Genomic DNA, 15,085 nt, shown 5'->3' on the forward strand with positions numbered 1-15,085 from the left:
GCCGCTCGACTTGCATGTGTTAGGCCTGCCGCCAGCGTTCAATCTGAGCCATGATCAAACTCTTCAATTAAAAGTTTTTGACTCTATGAATGACTGTTCTTTGCTCGAACACTCTTCAGTGAGTTTTAAATCGTTTTGCGATTCGTTCACTGCGAGTGCCCACACAGATTGCTTGATATTTTGTTAAAGAGCGAAATGCACATTTCTGCACATTTGGGGCTGCGTATTTTACGCTAATACCCTTAGTCGTCAAGTAAAGTTTGATTTAATTGAGGACTTTATCACTCGACATTAATGTTTGAACTCAGAAGTTCGCGCTGTCTGTCGGTGTGGGGTGCATTATAGGCGTGAAGTTTGGTGGTGCAAGATCTTTTTTGAGTGCTTTGAATCGGTCGCCGATCTTTTATCCAGAGAGGTTTTTGAGAACCGTTAAATAGGGCAATTAAGTTTTAAAACTACAGTTATCTACAAATTTTGCGAGCGATGGTCACTTTTCCGGCAAAAGTCTGGTTTAACACTAAATAATTCATTACCATAGCGACGGTTGTTAACACTATTTTATCATTTTCGTTTCATCGAGATTTTATTTTTATGCAAAAGTCATTGCTTATCGCTTTACTTGTCGCTGTTTTAGGTGCGCTGGCGATCTATTTCTTTATTCCTCAGCTACCGTCCTATATGGGTTTTGCTGCCGGGGCGATTATTACTGCTATTATTTGCGCTACGCTGGCTTCCGCGAATACCACTTCAACCGCGGAGCCATATAAAGGGCCCATAATGACGCTTTATGTCGGTAATTTGCCTTATCGTGTCAATGAAGTTGAAGTTAAAGCGCTTTTTGAAAAATATGGCCCGGTGAACTCCGTACGTTTAGTTCGTGACCGTAAAACTGGAAGGCGTAAAGGTTTCGGCTTTGTGGAAATCGCCGAAAAAGGTGGTCAGCAAGCACTGGCAAAATTAAATGACTACACCTTCCAGGAAAGAACGCTAAAAGTGCGTGAAGCTAAATCGCAGGACAGTGACAGCGATAACGAGTAGCGTTACTCGCTCTTAATGTTTTCGATTTTACTGAAGCCCAGTTTTTTTAGGCTTAGCGTAAGCCCTTCTGATATTGCCGCTGTTGTGTAATAAGCAACAGCGGTTTCATCTTCTGGATTTTCTTCACCCGCAGGCAATAAATCTCTTACCCGCCGCGCAATGGCTGTTCCCGAATCCAATAACGTCACTTGGTCACCAAGAATCTGGCTGATCTCGGCTTTCAACATAGGGAAATGTGTACAGCCTAACACCAGCACATCCAGTGATGACTGAGTGATGGGAGCGAGCAGTTTTTGTAATTGCTGCGGCGAGGGTTCCAGACCGGCAATTTTTTGTTCTGCCAGCATCACCAGTTCGGAAGAACCAAATAATTCTACCCGGCAGTCATCGGCAAATTTGCGGATCAGGTCATGGGTGTATTCGCGCTTGATCGTGCCGGGCGTCGCTAATAATCCTATATGGTGCGATTTCGATAATTGCGCCGCGGGCTTAATCGCCGGCACAACACCGACTACCGGCACACTTAGGCACTGTCTGAGTGCAGGTAGAATAAGAGTACTTGCGGTATTGCATGCGATGACCACAATATCGGCCGCCAGACGGGTGACCATAGGTTCGATCAGCGCCACGCAACCTGAGATTAATTCAGCCTCGCTCAGTTCTCCATACGGCAAACGTGCGTTATCAAACAGGTAATGATAATGCTGGCCGGGGATAAGCTGGCGGATTTCCTGCAGAACTGACAGTCCACCAACACCTGAATCAAAAACCAGAATTGTGTGTGACAAGATATGCCTCTGGGGATATAAACCTAACAACAACCAATTTGCGGCTGTTTAAGGCCGGATATTGTTTCACAGCGCCATTAAAACTGCAAAGTGACACCGCAGTTTCCCGTTGAGAACTTGAGCTCAGGCGCAGCTATGTATAATATTTGCGCCCCGTTTTAGACAAGAGAGACTGTGATGAATTTAGATGCAATGGTGCCAGAACGCTATGGTGAACAACTAGAACAAAAGCGCCATTTACTGCAGCAGTCTTTTGCCGAGTTTTCGCCGCCACTGCTAGAAGTTTTCCCATCGCAACCGCAGCATTATCGAATGCGCGCTGAGTTTCGCGTATGGCATGACGGTGACGATCTGTATTTCTGTGTTTATGACCAACAGGCAAAACAACCGGTCCGCTGTGATCAATTTCTGCCCGCAAGTGCCCTGATTAATCAGATGATGCTGGCGTTGGTTGATGAACTGAAACCCAATTCAGCTTTGCGCCATCGACTATTTCAGGTGGACTTTCTCTCTACGCTGTCTGGTGACATTCTGGTATCACTACTCTATCACCGCCAACTGGATGATGTCTGGCAAGCGGAAGCGGCAGCGCTGAAGCAGCGACTATCAAGTCGTTTTAAGGTGGATTTGATTGGCCGAGCACGTAAGCAGAAAGTCCTGTTGGATCGTGACTTTGTCATTGAGACGTTGCCAGTAAACAATGAGCAATTTCACTATAAGCAGGTGGAAAACAGTTTCACCCAGCCCAATGCGGGGGTTGCTTGCAAGATGCTGGAGTGGGCACAGGATTGTACCCGTAATAGCCGTGGTGATTTACTCGAACTGTATTGCGGGAACGGCAATTTCTCTATCGCGCTGGCACAAAATTTCGGCAAAGTGCTGGCGACAGAGCTGGCCAAGCCTTCGGTAGAATCCGCCCAGTACAATATTGAAGCCAATCAAATTGCCAATCTGCAAATCATCCGCATGTCAGCCGAGGAATTTTCTGCGGCGATGACCCGCGAGCGTCAATTCCGGCGACTGGAAGGGATTGATCTTAACAGTTACGATTGCAATACCATTTTTGTGGATCCGCCTCGTGCAGGACTGGATCAGCAAACTGTTGATATGGTGCAGGGCTATGACAATATTTTGTATATTTCCTGTAACCCGGAAACGCTGAAGGAAAACCTGACGCAGTTATGCCGCACCCATCGCATAGCGCGTTTTGCACTGTTTGATCAGTTTCCTTATACTGAACATGTTGAAGCTGGAGTGTTGTTACAGCGAAAATAATCGTTAGCGCAGCAAGCGGGAACGCAGTTCTGGATTGTCGCGTTTCTGCTGCAATGCTTCCGCGCCTTTTACCACCATACGTAATTGCGTCACCAGCCGATCTGCCAGCAGTTTTCGGTCCGACCGTTTCATATCCAGTGCCGCCGCTCCGGCATTAAATACCAGGGTGACTAATGCTTCCGCTTGTTCGCGGGCCAGGTCTGGACTGCGCCCTGCCGAATCTTCAATGTAGTGGGACAGTTCTGAGATAAAGTGTTCAATCTCTCTTTCAACTGCGGCGCGAAAGGCCGCAGAGGTTCCCGAACGTTCATGCAGCAAAATGCGAAATACGTTGGGATTGGATTCCAGTACTTCCATAAAGGTTTCGACAGAAATACGAATGACACTGCCGCCGGCTTCCGCTCGTTGACGGCCTTTACGCATCATCTGTCGCAGTGCCAGGCCACCTTCGTCCACCATCGTCAGGCCCAATTCATTCATATCTTTAAAATGGCGATAGAAGGAAGTCGGAGCAATATTGGCTTCACGGGCAACTTCGCGCAAACTCAGACTGGAAAAACTACGTTCAGCACTTAGCTGAATAAATGCTGCATCGACCAATGCCCGACGCGTTTTCTCTTTCTGTTGCGCTCTTACACCCATGTTTTTCACCTGATCTTTAACAGTCAGCCAATAATACCTAGTTTACCTGATAAGCAAAGTCCCTTAGACGAAAGGTGTGATTGTCTTAAACTCACATTTTAGCTTACACTTGTAAGCCAAAACATTATGGGATGACATATATGAAGCAGCCACCCCTCATCTGGACCAACATCATTTTCTTCGTTACGACTTTTGCTGGCGCGGCTATCCTAGTGCCTTGGCGAGGGTTGAATCATGGGTTTGACGCCGTCGAATGGGCCTGGTTTATCATATTGGCCTTTGCCGCCGGCTTATCGATAACCGCTGGTTATCATCGATTATGGTCGCATAAGGCCTACAAAGCACACACGGCAGTGAAAGTGCTGTACGCTCTCGGCGGAGCCCTGGCATTTCAGAACAGTGCGCTGCACTGGGCCTCTGATCACCGGGTACACCACAAGCATGTGGACAACAACGACAAAGACCCATATTCAGCTAACAGGGGTTTCTGGTTCAGTCATATCGGGTGGATGCTGCGAGAATATCAGCCGGAACGCTACAACGATTACAGTAACGCGCGCGATCTGCAACAGGATCAGGTGGTCATGTGGCAGCACAAATATTATCTGTGGTTGGCAGCAGCGATGAATATCGGTCTACCACTGGTGTTAGGCTGGCTACATGGCGACATTATCTCCATGTTGTTGCTCGCGGGGCTGCTACGGTTAGTCGTAGTGCATCACTGTACTTTTTTCATTAACTCTCTCGCACATGTGTGGGGTAAGCAGCCGTATACCGACCGCAATACCGCGCGGGACAACGGGATCCTGGCATTGCTCACCTATGGCGAAGGCTATCATAACTTTCACCATATTTTTGAACATGACTATCGCAATGGCATCCGTTGGTGGCACTACGATCCGACCAAGTGGCTAATCCGAGGTCTGTCCTGGTGTGGCTTAGCCGGGGATTTACGCCGCGTACCGCAGGAAAAAATTGATGCTGCATTGCTACAGATGCAGTTAAAGCAGACTCAGCAACGGCTACTGAATTTGAGCAATGCCGATGAGCTACTGGACAAACTGCAACGGGAGTATGAGGAGCTGAAACAACACCTCATTGCCTACTATGAAGTGAAAAAACATCTGCTTGAGGCCAAGCGTCAGCAGTTAGCTCATGATCATCTGTTACCGCAAGTTGCAGAACTGAAACGGCGATTCCAGCTACAACGACGCAACTGGCAACGACTGACCGCTAATCTTGGCGCCTAACCGCTAATTTATCCGTAATCGCGACACGGCCAGCTTGTACTGTGGCCGTATAAGGTTAAGATCAGGGACTCGTCAAACGTGTATGGAGTTTATGATGTCTGACAGCCCTATCAAACTTACCGAGTACAGCCACGGAGCTGGCTGCGGCTGCAAAATTTCTCCAAAGGTGCTCACCACTATTCTGGCATCTCAGCTGCCCGGTTTTACCGATCCTAACCTGCTTGTAGGCAATCAAACCCGTGATGATGCTGCGGTATATCAGCTGGATGAACACACAGGCATCATCAGCACCACCGATTTCTTCATGCCGATAGTCGACGATCCTTTTACCTTTGGCCGTATCGCTGCCACCAATGCTATCAGTGATGTCTATGCCATGGGCGGCACGCCTATTATGGCAATCGCTATCCTGGGCTGGCCAGTGAATAAGCTGCCGCCCGAAATCGCACAACAAGTGGTCGATGGTGGTCGTCAGGCCTGCGCTGATGCTGGGATTATGCTAGCGGGCGGTCATAGCATTGATGCGCCAGAACCTATTTTCGGGCTAGCTGTCACCGGCAAGGTCGATCTGCGGCATCTGAAACAAAACGATACCGCGCATGCAGGTGATATTCTTTACCTCACCAAACCACTGGGGATTGGAATTCTCACCACAGCACAAAAGCAGAAAAAATTGGCCGATGAGGATGCGCTCATTGCGCCAAATGCGATGTGTCAGCTCAATAAAGTCGGAGCAGAAGTTGCACGTTTAACAGGTGTGCATGCGATGACCGATGTCACCGGTTTTGGGCTAGCGGGTCATCTACTAGAAGTTTGCCAAGGTGCTAATCTGTCAGCATCAATCAGCGTTGACGCATTACCGTTACTACCTAAAGCGCGTGAGTATCTGGCACAAGGTTGCGTCCCAGGCGGCACACACCGCAATTTCGACAGCTATGGTGAGCAGCTACCTGTGCTGACTGAAGAACAACAGGCTTTGCTGTGCGACCCCCAGACCAGCGGCGGCCTACTGATTGCTGTAGCGCCAGACCAGGAAGCGGCACTGCTTGATGTACTCGCTACGCAACAGATCACTGGATATCGGATTGGCAGCTTATCTGAGCGTAGCCAACAGGCCGAATGGATCAACATACGATAATGGCTCAAAATGTTATTCCTGCGTCAGAGTATCGCGCGATATTTCTGAGCAAGCGACCGCTGATAGACCTACGGGCACCAGTGGAATTCACCAAAGGTGCCTTTGCCAGTAGCCATAATCTGCCGTTGATGACCGATGACGAGCGCCAGCAGGTCGGCACTTGTTATAAGCAACATGGCCCAACTGCAGCGTTAGCTTTAGGCCATCAACTGGTGCAAGGTGCAGTCAAGGCTGCCAAGGTCGATGCCTGGTTGGCGTTTTGCCAACAACATCCCGATGCCTATTTTTATTGCTTCCGTGGCGGCATGCGGTCGCAGATTTCACAATCATGGTTGCAAGAAGCTGGTCGTGATATTCCTTATATCGCTGGCGGTTACAAAGGGATGCGCCAGTTTCTGATCCAGACGATTGAAGATCCCGCATTAGCGCCACAAATGCTGATCCTCAGTGGCATCACAGGCTCTGGTAAAACGGAGGTGATCCACCAGCGTACCGAGGAAGCCGTCGACCTTGAGGGGGTAGCCAATCACCGCGGTTCGAGCTTTGGCAAAGAAGTAACCCCGCAGCCGACGCAGATTAACTTCGAAAATAATCTAGCACTGGCGCTGTTACAGCATCAACAACGTCGCACCAGCTGCTTGTTGCTTGAAGATGAAAGTCACCTGGTGGGCCGTTGTTTCATTTCTAAACCCTTCTTTGATGGCATGCAGGCGGCTAACGTCATTGTTCTCGACGCCTCATTACAAGACCGATTACAGCGGTTGTTAGCACAGTATGTACATAAAATGCATCACGATTTTTGTGTCCGTGATGGCGAGGAAATGGGATTTGAGTCGTTTTCCCAGTACTTGCGACAAAGTGTGAATGGTATTAGCAGGAGACTCGGCCAACAGCATGCCACAGAGTTGTTAGCATTAATTGAGCGCGCCTTGCAGGAACAGCAACAACGCAATAATACCGAGCTGCATCTGGAATGGATTGCACTGCTGCTAGGTAAATATTACGACCCCATGTATGAATATCAGCTGCAAAAGAAGGCCGATCGTATTGTCTTTCGTGGAGATCAGCGCGCGATTAATCAATGGCTGGATGAGCAGACGCCACGCTAACTGGCTTGTAGGATTTGATCCCAGGCGAGATCTGGAGCCCCCATTACAATAAAGTTGGGGTTCTCCAGAGTATCGCGTTCGTTATACGTCAGTGGTTGCAGGGTTGTATCCAGCAACTTACCGCCCGCCTCTTCGATAATGATTTGTGCTGCACCGGTATCCCATTCCCCAGTCGGGCCAACACGCACGTAGCAATCTGCCCGCCCTTCAGCCACTAGGCAGCTCTTTAGTGCCGCGCCACCCAATGGCAACAGTTCGCAATTGTCCGGTTGCCTAAATAATCTGAGCACCTTGGCAGGATCCTGACGGCGGCTGATAGCCAATCGCAAGGTAGGTTCTTGTGAATGCAGCTGACGGCTATGAATGCGTTGTTGCTGGCCGTGACTACGTTTATACGCACCATGTCCGGCCACGGCGAAATAACACTGTTCGGTCATCGGCGCATAAACCACGCCTAACACCGGGCGATTATGTTCAACCAAGGCGATAATCACCGAAAAGTCACCACTGCCGGCAATAAACTCGCCAGTACCATCCAAAGGGTCGACCAGCCAGTAACTGGACCATTGGGCACGTTCTGCGAGAGGAATATCCGATGCTTCTTCAGATAGTACCGGGATCTCAGGCGTTAAGGTGGTAAGCCGTGACGTGATCAATTCATGTGCCGCAATATCTGCGGAAGTGACCGGCGTTAAATCGTCTTTGAGCTCGCGTTTAAAACTACCCTGCTGGTATATGCCGCGGATCATTTTACCCGCTTCAATGGCAACCTCTATCACTTGTTCCAGCATCTCTTCTGGCTTCATAACCACTCCAACCTCGCTGCGGAGGAAATTAAAGTCAGCGGCCGGTTTCGCGGCACAACATCATAAAAATTAAACGATTACACTTTTAGTTTCAGCCGATCCAGCGCCAAAAACAAGGCACTGACACTACGAGATTCGGAAAAGTCCCCTTGTTCCAGCAAACTGCGCCAATCCGGCAACGCCCAGCTGACCATTTCAATGGGTTCCGGTTCATCACCTTCCAGGCGGCTTTCATAGAGGTCTTCCGCCAGGAAAATTTGCATCTTGCTGGCAAAATAGCCCGGTGCCAGACTCAGCTCTTTCAGATGGATCAGTTGACGACAGCCATAACCGATCTCTTCCTGAAGTTCTCTATTGGCAGCCTGCTCCGGAGTCTCACCCGGGTCAATCAGACCTTTGGGGAATCCCAGTTCATATTGTTCAGTTCCTGCGGCATATTCGCGCCCCAGCAATAACCATTGCCGCTGCAGTACCGGAACGATCATTACCGCGCCCCGCGTACCGCCTTTCATGCGTTCATAGAATCGCTCTTGCTGATTGGAAAACCGCAGATGCACTTGTTCAATATGAAACAGTCGGCTTTGGGCGACGGTTTCCTTATGCAGAATTTCCGGCTTTTGCTGCCGTTTACTCATTAAGGCCTCGATTGCCAATTGCAGAAATGTGATATAGGTTACAATGTTATACCAATTGGCAGGAATTAACAGAGGCGGAAATGTTCCCCTGGGCGCAAATCGACACTGTGTTGCTGGATATGGACGGCACGCTACTGGACCTGCATTTTGACAATCATTTCTGGTTGTCACTGGTGCCCGAGACCCTCAGCCAGCAGCGGGGTGTCACCCGTGGTGAAGCCCAACAGTTAGTGCAGCAGGCATATCAACAGGTGGAAGGGACACTCAACTGGTATTGTCTTGATTACTGGGCGCAGGAACTGCAACTGGATATTCTGGCGTTACATTATTCAATTACCGATAAAATTCGCCTACGGCGCGATACCGTGCCGTTTTTATTATCGTTGCAGCAAGCCGGCAAACGGCGCATTTTGCTGACTAATGCCCATCCCGATAGCCTTGAACTCAAGCTGCAACATACCGATTTAGCCAGGCACCTAGACGCGATGCTGTCCAGTCACCAGTTGGGGGTACCGAAGGAGTCGCCGCAATTCTGGCACCAGGTATTTGCACGTTTTCAGCTCGATCCAGCGCGCTGCTTATTTGTGGATGACAGTGAAAAGATCCTCAATGCGGCCAGTCAAGCGGGGGTGGGTTATCTATTGGGGATCAGTAATCCAGACAGTCATCAGCCAACAAAACAGTTTCAGCAGTTTCCGGCAACCGATGATTACGCGCTGGTCACCCAAAACTTATGCATTCAGCAATAATCTTGGCCGACAAAAAAGGCCGGACATCTGCCGACCTTTGGTTGCCAAGAACGCATTACATTCCGGGGATACGCCCGTTGTATTTAATCGGGTAGTTGCCACTCGCATCGGGTTTACCCAACAGTACCAACGACTGTTGCAGATCTTGCGACTGACTATCGGTACGACGCATCCGACCATTCACTTCCATCTGCATTTTATCTTTCAGCAGAACAGTGCCAGCGACGCCAATCGTATTTTTCTCATCATCGGTGGCTAACTGCAACTGCCCCTGAACGCACTGCAAACCGAATTCAATATTTCCTAATGGGTAGTCACCGAACTGGTTTTTCAGATCGAACTGATTCAAAAACAGTTTACCGTTTAAGGCTGCACACCAAGGCAGCCCCTGCTCAGCAATGTCCAGGTTCAAGGAGATATCACCGCTTAATACGGTATGTAACGGTAATTTACTGCCACCCACCAGAAATCCGATTGGGGCATCCAAACGCAGATTTTTGGCACTGACGCCTTTGGCTGACCAACTGACCAAGCCTTTACCATTCACGGCAGAAGCCCGACTGCCAATTTGAATCTGGGCTTTTACGGTACCGGTCAACAATGCCCAAGGACTCAGCTGCCATTGCAGTTGTTCCAGTTGTCTCGGTCCAATATTAACCAGCTGTGCTTGCCCGTTCCAAAGACTGCCACTCACACCACTGAGTTTGATACCTGCTGGCAGGGGTGCCAACGCGGCCGCAATGCGCGCCGGGAATAACACCACCATAAAAATCAGGTAAATCACAATCCCAATTGCTACTTTGCTAATCAGTTTCAAAACTACACCTTATGCCTGAGAGAGCTGAATACGTCTGACTTTCACCATGCCCGGCTGCTCACCAACGGTCACATCCAGATTATCTAATGACAAACCTTGCTTTTGTACCAAATCACCGAGGTAGGATAACAGTGCGTCAAATGGAACATCATCCATCCAGATTTGGATCTGCTTCCCCTGAGGCTGCATTCTGGTGATGGATAGACCATAAGCACTGGCACTTTGGGTCACGACGGTGCTTAAACTGCCAGTAAGCGCCGGACGACTACCGCCGCCAGTTTTGAGCACGGCAATTTTGGCAGCACTCTCTTGCACAAATGTCAGGGTTTGCTGCTGGGCATTTAGTTGTGCTTGCGCCTGGGTTTCTGCATTGCTAATCGGCGTCCATATCCCCCAATACACAATACTGATGGCAATGATGCCCGCCATCACCAGCACCATTTGCCGTTCCCGCTGAGCTAGCGACTCCCACCACTTTTGCAAATTTTCCATGTTATTTGCTCCTCAACGTCAGCGTACTAGTAACCGCCCCATCGATGCTATTCATCGCCCCGGCGTCCAATTGAAAACGGTTACTCGCCAGCTGCTTGAATTTTTCTATCTGGGCATAATCTTTGGCAGTTACCTGCATGCGGATTTCGCCACGAGTGCCGTCAAAGCGCAGATTTTCCGGCTTCAAATCGGGCACTTGTTTAAATGCCTGTTGCAAGCTTCCGAGCATTTCAAACAGTTCGCCGCCAGATCCCTGCCCTTGCAATGAGCGCAGCAGTGCTTCCGTTTGTGAGCGCACGTTAACGATGCGGCTGTTTCCAGCCACCGTGCGATAAATACTTTCGGTCTGAGTTTTCAGTGCGGCGGTCTGGGTATGCAGCTGATAGATGTTCAATCCTTTATTTGCCAGTGCCAGCAGTAATGCCAGCGCCGCCACTGCGGCAACTTTTTTCCACGGCAGCAATTGCTTGCTGTATTCCCGTTTGGGCGTGTAGCGCCCAGTAAGCAAATTAAAAGGCGCGTCTAGATAGCCTTTGGCGAGGACCAACAATGGCAGATCTAGCTGCTGTAATTGGCAATCCACCCCTGCGGCACTGAACTGACTATAACAAGCCACGGTTGGCGGCGTTGCAAGGTCTTCAATTAGTGTTGGCAGCAACACATCAAACCAATCACGGCTGACGCTTAGCCCGTCAGCGATTCCGCGCCGCAGCAGGATCTGACCATTGATCTCTACTAATGCCCAATCACAGCCCTGGAGGGGCAATGCCAGGCAATCTGGCACCAATTTGCGGGGTTTAAGACCGGCGTTGCTTAGCCATTCAAGCCACTCTTGCACGAGTGTGTGCGCCACTATCGCAACGTGCAACGTATCGCCATCGCGCGGACCTGCCACAAAATGCAGTTCATCAACACTTTGCGCCAACGAATCTTCCAACATATAGGGTAGCGCTTTGAGAGCCTGCCGTTGCGCTTTCCCTGGGAGGTTAACTGTGGTCAAACTGATGGCATCACCGGGAACCAGAACATCGACAGGTCGATTACCTGCGCGCTCACTCAGTGTCGAAAGCGCATGGGCATCCGCCAGTTCACCAGAGGCGATGATCTCCTGTTCCTGTTCAGACCAGACCAACCAAGCGCACGGGGCACTGCTGTTGCTGCCTAAACGGATAAATAAGCGTTCACTCACTGTTATTCTCCACCATTCCCAAAAGGTAAAGGCCGTTGCTACTGGCCGCCATACTGGCGTGTCAGCACTTCCAGTTTATTACCACCGATGACATGTAACACACTCTGCATGTGAAATACCGCATCATCCACTTTGGCACGTCCATCCAGCATAAAGAATTTGCTGGACACCGCAAAACTCGACTTCATTTGATCATCCTGACTGGCAATGGATGCCAGCGAGCCTTGCTGCCAAAAGTCATCTACCTTGTCGAAGCCGCTGCTCGCACGCTGGTTAATAATGCTTTCAGCTTCCCCAACTGATATTTTGTTCTCCAGCATCGCCGCTAACAATGCCGCCTGCTCTACCTTGACGGTGTTTACGTTAAGCACCTGGGTGTTATTGCCAGGGATCACACAGACATAGGGCAACAGTTTACGGTAAATTTCCTGGCTATACCCCAACACCGCCCGCAGTTCACTACGATCACTCATCAATGTATTGGCGGCGCGATAGGGCACTTTGCGCGCTTCATAATCATCATCTTCTGCACCATAGGTCCCAATATCCGTATCGGCATCCAGATAATCTTTTAAGGTGTACATCAAGCGTTCAGCATTAAATTCATCGATACCGATATCTTCCAGCAGCGCCTTATACTGTTTCGCCGCCACAGGTAAGGTTTCTACCTGGGTGTTCTTATTGGTGGTGCTGGTCTGACTCAATGAATTCAGATTAAAACAACTACGCAAGTCACTGATCGTTCCACCAATTTGCCCCACCTCTGCCGGAAAAACGGCATTGGACAGCGCCCAATATTGTTGCAGGTGTACCCGACCTTCAGCATCATCCAGATCCTGTTTCAGCACCTTACGCGCTAACTCCTCTGCCGAAATCGCATACCAGTAGGCTTGATCATACTCAGCCATATTAATGGTCCGCCGCACCGATACCTGATTTCGGCCACTAATACTGACAGCCAGCACCGCGATAATGGCAACCACCAGCAACACAACTATCAGGGCAACTCCTCGCTGTTTGCGCTGCATGGTTATTCCTCTTCGCCCCGTTGGCTACTGGTTTTACTGCTGCTAGTTGAACTGGAACTCGCAGTACCATCTGTATCAGTATCATCGGTGGTGTCAGTCTGATTGTCGCTATTACTGTCAGTCGCTTTCTCGTTACTGCCACCAGACGTGCCAGCACCAACAGGCAATAAAAACTTGCGCATGATCGTCCCGCCGTCATCCAACTCCACCTCGATAGCGATTGCGGTTGGCAGGCTGGTAAACTGATACTGATCCGCCTGCTTCCATTTGCCATCAACAAAAAAGGCGTATTTCACTGACCTGACTTTATCGATCAGGACAGTTTTTATCGGCTCGCTCCCAATTTGTGGATCCGGATAAGGGTAATACCAGCGTTGTAATTTATCGTCCTGCAGTACATACGCCAGTGACTGAATATTGCCCCGAGGTAGCATGCCCCCAGGATTCAACCACCCAATACGATAGAACACCAACGCCTGCGCATCTGAATCCAGCAGGTTATTGCCCACCTGCAACACAATGTCGGAATGGCCCCCCGCAGCAGTGCGGAATGTTCGCGCGACCATTTGCCCCATATCGCGTTCGATGGTGCCAAATCCCTGCTGCAGATAACGCAGCTGGGTCGAAAAATCCCGGGTAACCTCGTCATCCTTTAAAACGGTTTGCAACACCGCATTGGTTGCCAGTCCGAGCATGGCGAAAATGCCGATAGCCACCAGCATTTCCAGCAAGGTAAAGCCGCTATTCTTGGTTGAATACATAGCTGCTCACCTTGGTAATGATCCGCTGGTATTTATCGGTATCACTGATACTGATGCGGATCATTCGGAATTTATCATCGGTTGTTTTGACCACTTCTTTACGCCAGTACCAAGTTTTCCCGGCCATATCGACATGGCCTTCTTTGGTACCCAGTGTCGGAAAACTTTCCTGTAACCGCGCCTCAACCATCTGATTGTCGGCCACCCACTGCGCCAGCGTTTTTTCTTCCAGAATTGGTAGGTTGGCCGCTTGATCGCCAATGCTTTTGGTAATGGCAACAGCCGCGACCGCAAAGACCGCCATCGCCACCATCACTTCCAATAGCGTCATGCCTTTAGCGATCTTCATCAAACCTCCCCATCACCAGACGGCCGAGGTTATCGCCACTAACCAGTTGCTGATAGTGTTGCTCGCCACCACTGGCAATGAACGTCAGCTCAAAGCCGGTCATTTCGCCGCTGGGTAACAACATGATTTGCGGCTCGGGATTGTTTTGTTGCTTTGGGTCATCATCGAACGGCTTCTTGTCGTCATCAAATAACGAATCCTTATCTTCGTCTTGATCTAAAGGTAACCCTTCAACTTCAATATCGGTGCTGATCCCTTCCGGCAGCTGATGTTCCGACACTAAATTATCCCGTTGTAACGGTTGCCATTTATCATCAATGTAGATGACATAATGGTAAGCATTCTTGTCAACGACGATGCCGACAAACTGACCACTTAATACTGCTTCATCGGCGACAGCTTCAGTCACCGAAATAAACCGCTGAGCTTCGCGCTTCAGTTGCTGTTGTTGATCTCCGCCACCGATGGACAGAGTGACCGCTGCGGCCATTAACCCCATCAGCAAAATCACCAACATCACTTCTAGCAGGGTAAATCCCTGTAGGCGCAGGCGTCGCATGTTATTGATACTTTTGCAGGTTCCAGTTGCCGATATCATCATCAGTACCAGACTGACCATCTGGACCGGCACTGAAAATATCGACTTTGCCATGCTCACCTGGGCTCAACATCATATAGGCATTGCCCCATGGGTCTTGAGGTAAACGCTTGATGTAACCGCCATCGCGATAATTGCGTGGTTCGGGCGAGATAGACGGCTTTTGCACCAGCGCTTCCAACCCCTGCTCTGTTGAGGGGTAAACACTGTTGTCTAGCTTGTACATATCGAGCTGGTTTTCCAGGGCAACAATGTCAGACACAGCTTTTTGTTGGTCCGCTTTTTCTTTGTTTCCCATGATATTAGGTACCACCATTGCGGCCAGCATCCCAAGGATCACGATCACAACCATCACTTCCAGCAGGGTAAAACCACGTTGTCTGTATTTGCGTTGCATATAGGTTACTTCCTCTTAAAACAC

18 protein-coding genes and 1 rRNA gene are annotated in these 15,085 nt (G+C 49.7%); 6 read left to right on the plus strand and 13 right to left on the minus strand.

Translation table 11 applies throughout. The features are described from left to right. Positions 1-70, minus strand: a 16S ribosomal RNA gene (locus PY479_RS09770); the annotation flags it as partial. A 521-nt stretch (positions 71-591) separates the two neighbouring features. Between PY479_RS09770 and PY479_RS09775 the strand changes: the two genes are divergently transcribed. After that, positions 592-1,038 (plus strand): RNA-binding protein, encoded by a 447-nt coding sequence (locus tag PY479_RS09775; protein ID WP_212595085.1) that lies wholly within the window; start codon positions 592-594, stop codon positions 1,036-1,038. Positions 1,039-1,040: 2 nt separating this feature from the next. Here the strand turns inward: PY479_RS09775 and murI are convergent, their stop codons facing one another. Continuing rightward, a complete protein-coding gene (gene murI / locus PY479_RS09780; RefSeq protein ID WP_275483632.1) occupies positions 1,041-1,826 on the minus strand; it encodes a glutamate racemase in 786 nt (261 codons plus the stop codon). Between the two features lie 177 nt (positions 1,827-2,003). Here murI and trmA point away from each other — a divergent pair, with 177 nt between their 5' ends. After that, positions 2,004-3,101 (plus strand): tRNA (uridine(54)-C5)-methyltransferase TrmA, encoded by a 1,098-nt coding sequence (gene trmA / locus PY479_RS09785; protein ID WP_275483691.1) that lies wholly within the window; start codon positions 2,004-2,006, stop codon positions 3,099-3,101. A gap of 3 nt (positions 3,102-3,104) precedes the next feature. Here the strand turns inward: trmA and fabR are convergent, their stop codons facing one another. Continuing rightward, positions 3,105-3,743 (minus strand): HTH-type transcriptional repressor FabR, encoded by a 639-nt coding sequence (fabR, locus tag PY479_RS09790; RefSeq protein WP_212595083.1) that lies wholly within the window; start codon positions 3,741-3,743, stop codon positions 3,105-3,107. A gap of 140 nt (positions 3,744-3,883) precedes the next feature. On the opposite strand from fabR, the gene PY479_RS09795 reads away from it, so the two are divergent. The 3 genes from PY479_RS09795 to mnmH all read left to right on the plus strand — a co-directional run bounded on the left by PY479_RS09795 (position 3,884) and on the right by mnmH (position 7,240). Then, positions 3,884-4,993: a fatty acid desaturase gene (locus PY479_RS09795; RefSeq protein WP_275483633.1), complete on the plus strand. Its 1,110-nt coding sequence runs from the start codon at positions 3,884-3,886 to the stop codon at positions 4,991-4,993. A gap of 94 nt (positions 4,994-5,087) precedes the next feature. Then, on the plus strand, positions 5,088-6,131 hold the full coding sequence (gene selD, locus PY479_RS09800; protein ID WP_275483634.1) for a selenide, water dikinase SelD: 1,044 nt from the start codon (positions 5,088-5,090) through the stop codon (positions 6,129-6,131). After that, the gene (mnmH, locus tag PY479_RS09805) at positions 6,131-7,240 is read left to right on the plus strand and encodes a tRNA 2-selenouridine(34) synthase MnmH (protein ID WP_275483635.1); all 1,110 of its coding nucleotides are present in this window, start codon (positions 6,131-6,133) and stop codon (positions 7,238-7,240) included. Before selD ends, mnmH begins: the two co-directional genes overlap by 1 nt. Here mnmH and cysQ read toward each other — a convergent pair. Both cysQ and nudE read right to left on the minus strand, forming a co-directional pair. Then, the gene (gene cysQ / locus PY479_RS09810) at positions 7,237-8,046 is read right to left on the minus strand and encodes a 3'(2'),5'-bisphosphate nucleotidase CysQ (protein WP_212595080.1); all 810 of its coding nucleotides are present in this window, start codon (positions 8,044-8,046) and stop codon (positions 7,237-7,239) included. The two genes, mnmH and cysQ, sit on opposite strands and share 4 nt — an antisense overlap. Before the next feature lie 77 nt (positions 8,047-8,123). Further along, complete coding sequence (gene nudE / locus PY479_RS09815; protein ID WP_212595079.1) at positions 8,124-8,681, minus strand: ADP compounds hydrolase NudE; 558 nt, start codon at positions 8,679-8,681, stop codon at positions 8,124-8,126. 80 nt (positions 8,682-8,761) lie between these two features. Here nudE and yrfG point away from each other — a divergent pair, with 80 nt between their 5' ends. Then, complete coding sequence (yrfG, locus tag PY479_RS09820; protein ID WP_275483636.1) at positions 8,762-9,430, plus strand: GMP/IMP nucleotidase; 669 nt, start codon at positions 8,762-8,764, stop codon at positions 9,428-9,430. A gap of 55 nt (positions 9,431-9,485) precedes the next feature. Here the strand turns inward: yrfG and PY479_RS09825 are convergent, their stop codons facing one another. The 8 genes from PY479_RS09825 to gspG are packed head-to-tail and all read right to left on the minus strand — an operon-like array spanning position 9,486 to position 15,061. Further along, on the minus strand, positions 9,486-10,247 hold the full coding sequence (locus PY479_RS09825; protein ID WP_212595077.1) for a type II secretion system protein N: 762 nt from the start codon (positions 10,245-10,247) through the stop codon (positions 9,486-9,488). A 9-nt stretch (positions 10,248-10,256) separates the two neighbouring features. Beyond that, positions 10,257-10,739: a type II secretion system protein M gene (locus tag PY479_RS09830; RefSeq protein WP_275483637.1), complete on the minus strand. Its 483-nt coding sequence runs from the start codon at positions 10,737-10,739 to the stop codon at positions 10,257-10,259. 1 nt (position 10,740) lies between these two features. Next, positions 10,741-11,928 (minus strand): type II secretion system protein GspL, encoded by a 1,188-nt coding sequence (gspL, locus tag PY479_RS09835; RefSeq protein ID WP_275483638.1) that lies wholly within the window; start codon positions 11,926-11,928, stop codon positions 10,741-10,743. Between the two features lie 38 nt (positions 11,929-11,966). Further along, entirely contained in the window at positions 11,967-12,956 is a 990-nt protein-coding gene (gene gspK, locus PY479_RS09840) for a type II secretion system minor pseudopilin GspK (protein ID WP_212595074.1), read from the minus strand. A 2-nt stretch (positions 12,957-12,958) separates the two neighbouring features. Beyond that, complete coding sequence (gspJ, locus tag PY479_RS09845; RefSeq protein WP_275483639.1) at positions 12,959-13,717, minus strand: type II secretion system minor pseudopilin GspJ; 759 nt, start codon at positions 13,715-13,717, stop codon at positions 12,959-12,961. Then, a complete protein-coding gene (gene gspI / locus PY479_RS09850; protein ID WP_212595072.1) occupies positions 13,698-14,066 on the minus strand; it encodes a type II secretion system minor pseudopilin GspI in 369 nt (122 codons plus the stop codon). The genes gspJ and gspI overlap by 20 nt, the downstream gene beginning before the upstream one ends. Next, positions 14,053-14,625: a type II secretion system minor pseudopilin GspH gene (gene gspH / locus PY479_RS09855; RefSeq protein ID WP_212595071.1), complete on the minus strand. Its 573-nt coding sequence runs from the start codon at positions 14,623-14,625 to the stop codon at positions 14,053-14,055. Before gspH ends, gspI begins: the two co-directional genes overlap by 14 nt. Before the next feature lies 1 nt (position 14,626). After that, positions 14,627-15,061 carry a type II secretion system major pseudopilin GspG gene (gene gspG, locus PY479_RS09860; RefSeq protein ID WP_212595070.1) on the minus strand — a complete coding sequence of 145 codons (435 nt, stop codon included), beginning with the start codon at positions 15,059-15,061 and terminating at the stop codon, positions 14,627-14,629. Between the last annotated feature and the right edge of the window lie 24 nt (positions 15,062-15,085).

This window comes from Shewanella sp. A32, from assembly GCF_029167175.1.
Taxonomy (GTDB): Bacteria; Pseudomonadota; Gammaproteobacteria; order Enterobacterales; family Shewanellaceae; genus Shewanella; species Shewanella yunxiaonensis.

Excerpts from the sequence above, each read along its gene's own strand:
- mnmH (WP_275483635.1), top strand. The coding sequence starts at position 6,131 with ATGGCTCAAAATGTTATTCCTGCGTCAGAGTATCGCGCGATATTTCTG.
- PY479_RS09795 (WP_275483633.1), top strand. The coding sequence starts at position 3,884 with ATGAAGCAGCCACCCCTCATCTGGACCAACATCATTTTCTTCGTTACG.
- gspI (WP_212595072.1), bottom strand. The coding sequence starts at position 14,066 with ATGAAGATCGCTAAAGGCATGACGCTATTGGAAGTGATGGTGGCGATG.
- nudE (WP_212595079.1), bottom strand. The coding sequence starts at position 8,681 with ATGAGTAAACGGCAGCAAAAGCCGGAAATTCTGCATAAGGAAACCGTC.
- yrfG (WP_275483636.1), top strand. The coding sequence starts at position 8,762 with ATGTTCCCCTGGGCGCAAATCGACACTGTGTTGCTGGATATGGACGGC.
- gspK (WP_212595074.1), bottom strand. The coding sequence starts at position 12,956 with ATGCAGCGCAAACAGCGAGGAGTTGCCCTGATAGTTGTGTTGCTGGTG.
- cysQ (WP_212595080.1), bottom strand. The coding sequence starts at position 8,046 with ATGAAGCCAGAAGAGATGCTGGAACAAGTGATAGAGGTTGCCATTGAA.
- fabR (WP_212595083.1), bottom strand. The coding sequence starts at position 3,743 with ATGGGTGTAAGAGCGCAACAGAAAGAGAAAACGCGTCGGGCATTGGTC.
- trmA (WP_275483691.1), top strand. The coding sequence starts at position 2,004 with ATGAATTTAGATGCAATGGTGCCAGAACGCTATGGTGAACAACTAGAA.
- gspJ (WP_275483639.1), bottom strand. The coding sequence starts at position 13,717 with ATGTATTCAACCAAGAATAGCGGCTTTACCTTGCTGGAAATGCTGGTG.
- selD (WP_275483634.1), top strand. The coding sequence starts at position 5,088 with ATGTCTGACAGCCCTATCAAACTTACCGAGTACAGCCACGGAGCTGGC.
- gspH (WP_212595071.1), bottom strand. The coding sequence starts at position 14,625 with ATGCGACGCCTGCGCCTACAGGGATTTACCCTGCTAGAAGTGATGTTG.
- gspG (WP_212595070.1), bottom strand. The coding sequence starts at position 15,061 with ATGCAACGCAAATACAGACAACGTGGTTTTACCCTGCTGGAAGTGATG.
- PY479_RS09830 (WP_275483637.1), bottom strand. The coding sequence starts at position 10,739 with ATGGAAAATTTGCAAAAGTGGTGGGAGTCGCTAGCTCAGCGGGAACGG.
- PY479_RS09775 (WP_212595085.1), top strand. The coding sequence starts at position 592 with ATGCAAAAGTCATTGCTTATCGCTTTACTTGTCGCTGTTTTAGGTGCG.